At 60.8% G+C, this 9,196-nt stretch carries 9 protein-coding genes and 1 tRNA gene; 2 read left to right on the top strand and 8 right to left on the bottom strand.

Annotated elements, in window-relative coordinates; translation table 11 throughout:
- Positions 1–250: 250 nt before the first annotated feature.
- The 3 genes from ACZM96_RS07675 to ACZM96_RS07665 all read right to left on the bottom strand — a co-directional run bounded on the left by ACZM96_RS07675 (position 251) and on the right by ACZM96_RS07665 (position 2,699).
- Positions 251–327 (bottom strand) — tRNA-Glu (locus ACZM96_RS07675).
- An 18-nt stretch (positions 328–345) separates the two neighbouring features.
- Positions 346–1,917 carry a GTPase HflX gene (hflX, locus tag ACZM96_RS07670; protein WP_489488337.1) on the bottom strand — a complete coding sequence of 524 codons (1,572 nt, stop codon included), beginning with the start codon at positions 1,915–1,917 and terminating at the stop codon, positions 346–348.
- A gap of 188 nt (positions 1,918–2,105) precedes the next feature.
- Complete coding sequence (locus ACZM96_RS07665; RefSeq protein ID WP_294483801.1) at positions 2,106–2,699, bottom strand: IMP cyclohydrolase; 594 nt, start codon at positions 2,697–2,699, stop codon at positions 2,106–2,108.
- 326 nt (positions 2,700–3,025) lie between these two features.
- Between ACZM96_RS07665 and ACZM96_RS07660 the strand changes: the two genes are divergently transcribed.
- Complete coding sequence (locus ACZM96_RS07660; RefSeq protein WP_489488335.1) at positions 3,026–3,559, top strand: hypothetical protein; 534 nt, start codon at positions 3,026–3,028, stop codon at positions 3,557–3,559.
- Positions 3,560–4,011: 452 nt separating this feature from the next.
- Here ACZM96_RS07660 and gdhA read toward each other — a convergent pair whose 3' ends face one another.
- The 5 genes from gdhA to dut form a co-directional block, all read right to left on the bottom strand.
- Entirely contained in the window at positions 4,012–5,370 is a 1,359-nt protein-coding gene (gene gdhA / locus ACZM96_RS07655; RefSeq protein ID WP_489488333.1) for an NADP-specific glutamate dehydrogenase, read from the bottom strand.
- A gap of 226 nt (positions 5,371–5,596) precedes the next feature.
- The gene (locus ACZM96_RS07650) at positions 5,597–5,851 is read right to left on the bottom strand and encodes a hypothetical protein (protein WP_489488332.1); all 255 of its coding nucleotides are present in this window, start codon (positions 5,849–5,851) and stop codon (positions 5,597–5,599) included.
- A 134-nt stretch (positions 5,852–5,985) separates the two neighbouring features.
- A complete protein-coding gene (locus ACZM96_RS07645) occupies positions 5,986–6,897 on the bottom strand; it encodes a D-alanine--D-alanine ligase family protein (protein WP_489488339.1) in 912 nt (303 codons plus the stop codon).
- A 9-nt stretch (positions 6,898–6,906) separates the two neighbouring features.
- Complete coding sequence (locus ACZM96_RS07640) at positions 6,907–7,491, bottom strand: HD domain-containing protein (protein WP_294483809.1); 585 nt, start codon at positions 7,489–7,491, stop codon at positions 6,907–6,909.
- Positions 7,492–7,513: 22 nt separating this feature from the next.
- Complete coding sequence (gene dut, locus ACZM96_RS07635) at positions 7,514–7,972, bottom strand: dUTP diphosphatase (protein ID WP_489488329.1); 459 nt, start codon at positions 7,970–7,972, stop codon at positions 7,514–7,516.
- A gap of 458 nt (positions 7,973–8,430) precedes the next feature.
- Here dut and ACZM96_RS07630 point away from each other — a divergent pair, with 458 nt between their 5' ends.
- Complete coding sequence (locus ACZM96_RS07630) at positions 8,431–9,162, top strand: NYN domain-containing protein (protein WP_489488327.1); 732 nt, start codon at positions 8,431–8,433, stop codon at positions 9,160–9,162.
- The last annotated feature ends 34 nt before the right edge of the window (positions 9,163–9,196 follow it).

The raw sequence follows: 9,196 nt of genomic DNA, 5'->3' as shown, positions 1-9,196 counted from the left end.
TATCGGCAAGGGGACTGGGCACGCCCTGGTCCCGTTGAACGCTAATGTGCCCATAAGAATAAAAATATTTTTGATTCCGCGCAGCTATTCATGCAGCTACCAGAAATACCATACGACATTTTCTGCGGACATCCATCCCCTAACATGTTTGGGTGCCAGCGGATGAATCAAGACGTTTGGAAAACATACCGGTGATAAAAACAAAAAACGCCAAGACGTTATGCATCTTGGCGTTCTTCATTATAAAATTTGGCGTCCCCAGGCGGATTTGAACCGCCGTTGACGGCGTGAAAGGCCGCTGTCCTGGGCCGGCTAGACGATGGGGACGTGCTGCGTTGGTGTTAGTTATCGAAAAGGCTCGGTGTCGTCAAGCTTTTTTTCTTCCTCGACGCGCTTTTTTCTCGCCTTGCCCCGTTTTTCAAATTCCTCCCACGTCTGCGGATCGCGCCGCTGCCACGCGCCTTCGTCGAACATGCGTCGTTCAATGGCCGCGGCGGCCTTTTCCAGTCCCGTGCCCTCAAGCGCCGACACGGGTATGGCGTCCGGCCTGTCGAGCAATAGCGGCACGCGTTCGCTCACCGGCACGGCGTCCCACTTGTTGAGCAGCGTGATGCGCGGAACGGTCTGCAGTTCCATTTCCGCCAGAATGCGTTCCACGGACTCCATCTGCTGATCCCGCTCGGGATGAGAGGCGTCCACCACGTGAATGAGCAGATCGGCCGCCTCCAGCTCTTCCAGCGTGGCGCGGAAGGCTTCGGTGAGTTCGCGGGGCAGCGAACGGATGAAGCCCACCGTGTCGGCCAGCACGAGTTCCCGTTCCCTGGGGAAGCGCAGGCGGCGGGTGGTGGGGTCCAGCGTGGCGAACAGCTTGTTTTCGGCAAGCACGTCGGCCCGGGTGAGCGCGTTGAGCAGCGTGGACTTGCCGGCGTTGGTGTAGCCCACAAGCGCCGCCAGAGGCAGCCCCTGACGCGCCCGACGCGCCCGCGTGTGGAAGCGCTGACGGCGCAGTTCCTCAAGATCCTTGCGGATGCGCGTAATGCGCTCGCGAATGCGGCGTCGTTCCAGTTCCAGCTTGGTTTCGCCGCGGCCCTTGTTGCCGAAAATGCCGCCGGCAAGTCTGTCGAGCGAACGATGCCGACCGGCAAGACGCGGCAGCGAATACTGCAGCTGCGCCATTTCCACCTGCAGCTTGCCTGCGCGGGTCACGGCGTGACGGGCAAAAATATCGAGAATGAGCTGCGTTCTGTCCATGACCCGGCGCTCCGTCAGCTCCGAAAGGCTGTTGAGCTGCGCAGGGCTGAGTTCCCCGTCGAAAATGACGAGCGACGCCTGCCCCTGAAGCGCGAGCACTTCCAGTTCCGCCAGCTTGGCGCGGCCGAGAATGTGACGCGGATGTATGGCCGCCACGCGCTGAATCATGGTGCCGGTCACCTTCACGCCGGCGGTGCGGGCCAGCTCGGCCAGCTCGGCCAGATGCCGTTCCTGCACGGCCCGCGGCTCCAGCGACACCGAAACCAGCACGGCTCTTTCCCCGGCGTCTTCCTCGCCGGTGCTCACGGCGTCGTCGATGACGCGGCCGAACTCCTCTTCCAGGGTTTCCGCCTGAAGCGTGAAGTCGGTGTCCACGCGATCCCAGGGCTGCATGTCGCCCACCGCGTAGCCGGAATCCTCCTGCCCGGGCGCGGGCGGCATGAGGTGCGCGCTCTGGAACATGCCGGGCTGCCCCCACTCGTCCACGGTGAGCACGCTCACGGAGTCCAGACGCAGGAAAAGCAGGTCCATGAGGTCTTCGTGCGAGAGGCCCTCGGGAACAAGATGCGTATGCAGAAGGCGCAGGCCGCGCAAACGACCCGCGCCCGTGCGCACATGGGGAAGCTCGGGAATGAGAATGGACGAGGCGTCCCCCACAATGACCATGTTCACCCGGCCCTGCCTGTCCAGCGCGAGCCCTATCTGACGGGAAAGCAGGCGCGAGAGCGCCGCCAGTTCTCTCGCCTGTTCGGAGCTGTAGCCCCCCTGCGGAGAATAGCGGCGCTGCCCCAGCCTGTTGAGAGCCTTCAGCTCGCTGGGCTTGAGACCGGCGGTGTTGCCTTCAACCCGGGCGGCTATTTTACGCCTCCGGCCATCCAGGTGGCGATCATGTCGTCGTAGTTGGAGGTGGTGCGGAAGGTGGCGGCCGCCATGCGGCGACGGAATTCGAGGCTCACGCCGCCCTTTTCGATTTCTTCCATGGCCTCGGCGTAGTAGGAAGGATCGGAAAGCACGAGAATGCTGTTGAAGTTCTTGGAGGAAGCACGCAGCAGGCAGGGACCGCCGATGTCGATTTCCTCCACCATGGCGGCGGGATCAAGATGCTTTTCCAGCGCGGACTTGAAGTCGTAGAGGTTCACGACCACCAGATCGAAGGGCTTGATGTCGAGCTCTTCCAGGGTCTTCATGTGTTCGGGCACGTCCTTGTTGGCCAGAATGCCGCCGTGAATGCGCGGATTCAGGGTTTTGACGCGGCCGTTCAGAATTTCCGGGAAGCCGGTGACTTCGCTCACGGCGATCACGGGAAGGCCCTGGTCCTTCAGAAATTTCATGGTGCCGCCGGTGGAAACCAGCTCAACGCCCTTCTTGTGGAGAAATGCGGCGAATTCCGCGAGACCGTCCTTGTGCGTCACGCTCAGAAGAGCGCGCCTGATGGGAAGAAAATCCATCGTAACCCCCTTTATGAAGTCCTGTTATAGTGCCAAAGGAGGCCGCAAATGGCAAGCTCCGGCTCTTCTGCGGCCGGATGCCCGGCCGCTTTCCGCCTTCCCCGGCAGATCCGCTCAGCCTCTTCACAAGGCTTTGCTGTTCCGGCATAACGCCGTCCTCTGCCGATGCTGCGCAGGTCTTGCAGCAGCGCCGCCCGTCTCCCCCCCCCGCTCAGCGCTTCCCGATTGCGAATGCAAAGGCATTTGTGAAGTATCCGCTTGACAACTTGCCCCGCGCCTTGGAAAACATACTGTTCCCGCCGGGAACTTCATCAAGGAGAACAGCCATGACGGATTCCTTTGCCGATCTTTTTCTTGAAGCCATGCGCTACGAGCACTGGCTCCGCTTCTATTTTCTGGAAGACGCGGAAGACGAGCCCATGCAGGCCTCCCCGGAGCGGGAAATGCGCGTGGAATCGCTGGACGCCCTGCTTGTGGTACCCGCCGAATTTGCCGAGCGTTCCCATGAAGAAGAGCCCGCGCTTGCGGAGATACTCGACGCCATGCAGGGTCAGAAGATTTCCATGGAACATTCCCGCGACATCATTTTCGACTGGCTGGAGGAAAAGACGGGCATCCGCCCCGGCACCGACGCCTTTGAAGCCGAGCTGAACGCTCTTGCCGGCGACGCGGATTTTCGCCGCCGTCTGGACTGCTTTCACGGCTGGGTTCAGGAACTCGCCAACAACGAACTTGATTTGAACGGCAACGCCCTGCCCCCCGGCGCGCCGCAGGACGAAACCGTGCCTTCGTTTGCCGAATGGAACAAGGCGTTTCTATTCTGGTTCAGCATGCAAAAGCCCTTGAACGCCCTCGGATAAGTGCAGGTCAGGCTCACGATGACAGCAGAACACAGAAACATTCCGCGACGCTCTGAAAAGCGCCCCGGTCAGATTGCGCGAACGAAAAGGCATCGGCCTCCGCTGGAACGGGAAAGCCCCGGAACGGCGTCCGCTTCGGTTTGCCTGCGCTGAAAACTCCCGAAGACCCTCGCGTGCGCAAGGCTTGGCGCTCCCTCGGGGCCACCGCGGCGCAATCCCGCAAATCCCCGCACGAATGCCGCACATCGGCAGGTCGCCGCACGCTGTCAGGCATGCTGCCGCCAATCCCCGCGCCCCGCAGCGCGTTGCTGCCGCCGTCGAAAAAGAAAATACGCCGCCGCGCCGCCGGAAAAGCGCGGCCTCTCTCCGGCTTCAAGCCGGGCATGAAAAACGCCGCCTCCCGAAATCGGAAGGCGGCGCTTTCATTTATTTATGGGCCGAAGGGCGAAAAACTACATGACGCCCTGTTCGATCATGCTGTCGGCCACCTTGCGGAAGCCCGCAATGTTGCCGCCCATCACGTAGTTGCCGGGCTGGCCGAATTCTTCGGCGGTGTCATGCGCGGCCTGGAAGATGCCGGCCATGATGCCCTTGAGCTTGTTGTCCACTTCCTCGAAGGTCCAGGAAGTCATGCCCGCGTTCTGTTCCATTTCCAGCTGGCTGGTGGCCACGCCGCCGGCGTTGGCGCACTTGGCCGGGCCGTAGCAGATGCCCGCCTTCTGGAATTCGGCCGTGGCGTCCAGGGTGGAAGGCATGTTCGCGCCTTCGCTCACCAGGATGCAGCCCTTGGAAAGCAGATTCTTCGCGTCGGCCAGGGTGACTTCGTTCTGCGTGGCGCTCGGGAAGGCGAGGTCCGCGCCCACGTTCCACACGGGATGTTCGCCCGCGGGGTAATCGACCACGGGAATGTAGGTGGCGTCCTTGCAGAGTTCGGCGTAGCGGGTGAGGGAAGCGCGTTCGTGTTCCTTGACCTGCTGGAGCACTTCAAGGTTGATGCCGGAAGGCTGATAGATGCTGCCGCGCGAATCGGACACGGTAACGGGCTTCGCGCCGAGCTGATACAGCTTCTTGACGGTGTAGATGGCCACGTTGCCGGAACCGGACACGGCAGCGGTCTTGCCTTCGATTTCCTTGCCCACGGCCTTCAGCATGTTTTCGGCGAAGTACACGTTGCCGAAGCCGGTGGCTTCGGTACGGGCGAGCGAGCCGCCCCACTTGAGGCCCTTGCCGGTGAGCACGCCTTCAAAGCGGCTGGTCAGGCGCTTGTACTGACCGAAAAGATAGCCGATTTCGCGGCCGCCCACGCCGATGTCGCCGGCGGGAACGTCGCTGAACGCGCCGATGTAGCGGACGAGTTCCGTCATGAAGGCCTGGCAGAAGCGCATGACTTCGGCGTCGGACTTGCCCTTGGGATCAAAGTCGGAACCGCCCTTGCCGCCGCCGATGGCGAGACCGGTAAGGCTGTTCTTGAAAATCTGTTCAAAGCCGAGGAACTTCAGAATGCTCTGGTTCACGCTGGGATGGAAGCGCAGACCGCCCTTGTACGGTCCGATGGCGGAGTTGAACTGCACGCGGTAGCCGTTGTTCACCTGAATGCGGCCCTTGTCGTCGGTCCAGGCCACGCGGAATTCCACGAGACGTTCGGGAACCACGATGCGCTCAAGAATGGCGTTTTCCTGGTACTTGGATTCACGGTCGAAAAGAGGCTGCATGGAGAAGAGCACTTCTTCCACGGCCTGCAGGAATTCCGGCTGATGAGGATTCTTGGCGCGCACGTTTTCCACAACGCTCTGCACATAACTGTTGCCCATGACTCGCTGCTCCTTGAAAAGCTGAAAAAGGGATGGCTTCCGGGACAGGCAATGCCCTTTTGCCGAACCTGAATTAGTACATTTTTGTAAAACCAGACATTTTCCGGCGTTGACGACTATCGAGTAGCGCTATTTTCTCCGGGAATCAACCTCTTTTTGTGACAAAAAAGAAATTTTATTTTATATATAATTATATGATATCATTTGATTTAACATTTATGTATAATTATGTTTTTATTTTTTGTAATATTTTCAATATATTGCGTTGTAACATTTTTGTTCTTTTTGTCCAGAAAATGACGATCATCCGCCCTTCTGTTTCAAATTTGTTGCGATGCACACGGCAGAAAGCAAAAAAGGCTCCTGCTGCAGAGGCATTGCAGTCCACATGCAGAAACGCTTTTCCTCCGCGTTCCCGATTTTCGGAGACATACGACCTTCCGCAACGCAAAACTGCTGAGGCGCAACGATTTTCGACCATGTTTCCGATGCGGAGCAGCTTCCTTCGCGTCTCCGGGAACGAGCCGTGCCCGGGCCTCGGCGCATAAAAAAACATCCCCCCGTCTCTTTTTGGAGAAACAGGGGGGATGCTGATCCGCGTCTGTCGGCGAAAAATCAGTTCTTGACGGCGTAGCTCAGAAGCGTTTCCAGAAGCTCGCCGAAGTCGATGCCCGCGGCCGCCGCTTCCTTGGGAACAAGGCTGGCGCTCGTCATGCCGGGCAGGGTGTTCACTTCAAGCGCGAACAGTTCGCCCTCGTCCGTGAGGCGGAAGTCGGTGCGGCTGTACCCGGAAAGCCCAAGGCAGCGATGCGCGGCAACTGCCGCTTCCTGCACGCGGGCCGTCAGTTCCGGCGCGAGGGGTGCGGGGCAGATTTCGGCGGCGCCGTCGGCCGCGTACTTGTCGTGAAAATCGAAAAATTCCCGCTTGGGCACGATGAGCACGGGCGCAAGCGCCTTTTCCTCACCGGGACGTCCCACCACGCCGCAGGTCACTTCCTGACCGGGAATGAGCGTTTCGATGAGCACTTCCTGATGTCCGGCAAAGAGCGTATCCAGGGCGCGGTTCAGTTCCGCCTCGTCGTTCACGCGGAACAGGTCGATGCTGGAGCCGCCCGTGTTCGACTTGACGAACAGCGGGAAAGGCAGCGACGTCTTCCATCCCGCAGCGGGGCGCACGGGCAGAAATTCATAGTCGGGCGTGCGTATGCCCGCGCGCACAAACAGCGCCTTGCCCGCCGCCTTGTTCAGCGCAAGGAAGGAGCCTGCCGGGCCGCTGCCCTGATAGGGGCATCCCGCGCGCTCAAGCAGCGCCTGCACGAGGCCGTCCTCGCCGGGCTGGCCGTGAAGATTCAGGAAGGCCGCGTCGTGCGTTGCCGCAAGTTTCAGCAGCTTCTCAAAGCCGTCGGAAAGATCGAACAGCGTCACCTCGTGCCCCCGCGCAGACAGCGCCTCGGCAATGGAAGCCGCTCCCTTCAGAGAAATCTCGCGTTCCGTGGACCAGCCACCCGCAACGAGAAGAATACGCATCTTGTCCATTTAAAGGATACCCACCCTTTCAAATATGGCCCGCTCCACGGCCTGTACATGAGCATAGTTGGCGGCGATGTTGTCCACCTTGTCGGCGCTGATGCCGTAGCGGACAAGAAGATCGTCGAATCGTTCCTTGATGGTCACCACCTCGGAGTGACGCACGCGCTTGTCGGCGTAGGCCACGATCACGGGCAGGCGCATGGGGTCGCGCACATCGTCCATCGAGGTGCCGCTCCACGGCCATTCCACGTGAAAGAGCACGGCCTGCGCGATGAGCGGATTGCCCGTTTCCTCGCGCACCCACGCCGCGCCGAGCTGCGCGTGACTGCCCCCGTGCCGGATGGAGTAACTTTTGGCCAGATCGTGCAGCAGCGCCGCGGCACGCGCCAGCGGCACGCTGAGAGCGCGCCCCGCCGGTATGATTCCGCGCTCCTCGGCCCGGCGGACGATTTCCGTCGCCACGCCGGCGACTGCGCGGCAGTGATCGCGGATATGCGGCATCATGTCGTACTTGTCCCACAAAAGAGCGCATTGCTCCTCGTCGGGCACCATCCATGAGGGATCCGCGGGAAATTCAAGAGCAGGCAACATGAGATCACCTCGAACGTAAAAATCAGACCCGGCCGGTATGACCGAAGCCTCCGCTTCCGCGCGTCGTTTCGGAAAGAGCTTCCACCGCGCGGGGCTCAAGACGGCACACCGGCTGAAACACGAGCTGCGCCACGCGCTCGCCCCTCTTGACGACGACGGACTTGCTCGACGTGTTGAGCAGCCACACCACGATTTCGCCCCGGTAGTCGGCATCGATGACGCCGACGCCCTGCGCCACGACCAGCCCCTTCACCGCGCCGAGCCCGCTGCGGGAATATACGAATCCCGCCACACCCGGAACGCACGGTTCCACGCACACCCCGGAAGGCACCGACGCGCGCTCGCCCGGAGCCACGACGATTTCCTCCTCGTCGAAGCAGGCGCGCAGATCCATGCCTGCGGCCTCGGGCGTGGCGTAGCAGAGCCCGTCGCCGTACACGCGGGCGGCGTCTCTGAGATAACAGACATGAACTTCGGCCATCGCCGGAACCTCTCCTGTCGGCATGCGCGGCGCGTCTCTCTTCGCCCGACGCGAAAACGACGCAAACCGCACGGGAGGAACGAGAATAGCCCGAAGCCGCCCGGGGAGCAAGCACCAGAACCCGACTTTTCCTCCGGGGCGAAAAGCACAGCCCTGGTCGCATGAGCTCTGCCGCGCAGGCCGTAACATTGCAAATAACGTCTCCTCGTGCTCCTCGCGCCGGAGACTCAACGCAAACATTTAAAAGCTCGCCGCGCCGAATTTTTGACGTCCGCGACGCGAACGCTCCGCCCACGCTTTGCAAAACATCCGAGGTTATTGTATTCTTGACATAAGCCTCCACTGACACTATCGTCCTTTCTTCGCCGTTTCCGCGACCTGCGGAATCCAGATAAAACGTCCATGGCTTATCCTAAATCCACAATCGGGGACGCCCCGGCAAAAACAAGGTTGTTAGAATGTCTCGTGTAACATTTGTCGTTGACGGCGAATTCATGCGCAAGCGCATCATTTCGCTGAAGGCTTTTTATTTCGACGGTCAGGGCATCCGCCGCCACTGCCTGTCGCATGTCACCCCTGACGAAACCGTAGGCCGCATCCTCTTTTACGACGCTCTTCCCTTCACCGGCAAGGGAGAACATCCGCTGAGCGGCCCCGTCGATTTTTCCCAGACTCCGCTCATCGCCCGCAAGCAGCAGTTTCTGCAGTCGCTGCGCGTCACGCCGGAAATCACGCTGCGCCTCGGCCGTTCCGCCTGGCAGGCCGGACAGTGGCAGCTTGACGCCAACCGCCTCGGCGAGCTCATGGCCGGCGAAATCAGCGTGAACGACATTCAGGCCGGCGACATCTATCCCGACATCCGTCAGAAGGGCGTGGACATGCTCCTCGGCCTCGACATCGCCGCTCTTGCCTACAAGCATCAGACGGATCGCCTCGTCATCGTGGCCAACGACGCCGACTACGTGCCCGCCGTGAAGCTGGCGCGCGAAGAAGGCATCAAGGTCGTGCTCGATCCGCTGTGGACCCGCGCCGCCGAAGATCTGCGCGAACACGTGGACTACGTGTGCAACAAGCTGCCCCGTCCGCAGCACTCCAACTACCCGCACGGCATACATATTTTCGACGATCCCAAGGAATACAACCCCTGCCCCTCTCAGGAAGAGCACGAGATCCCTGAAGGGGAAGAATAGAAACACTGCGGCCTGCCCGGATGACGGACAGGCC

Source organism: Mailhella sp. (assembly GCF_057866825.1).
Note: the sequence above shows the minus strand (reverse complement) of the source record. Positions and strands in the feature narration are given on the sequence as shown.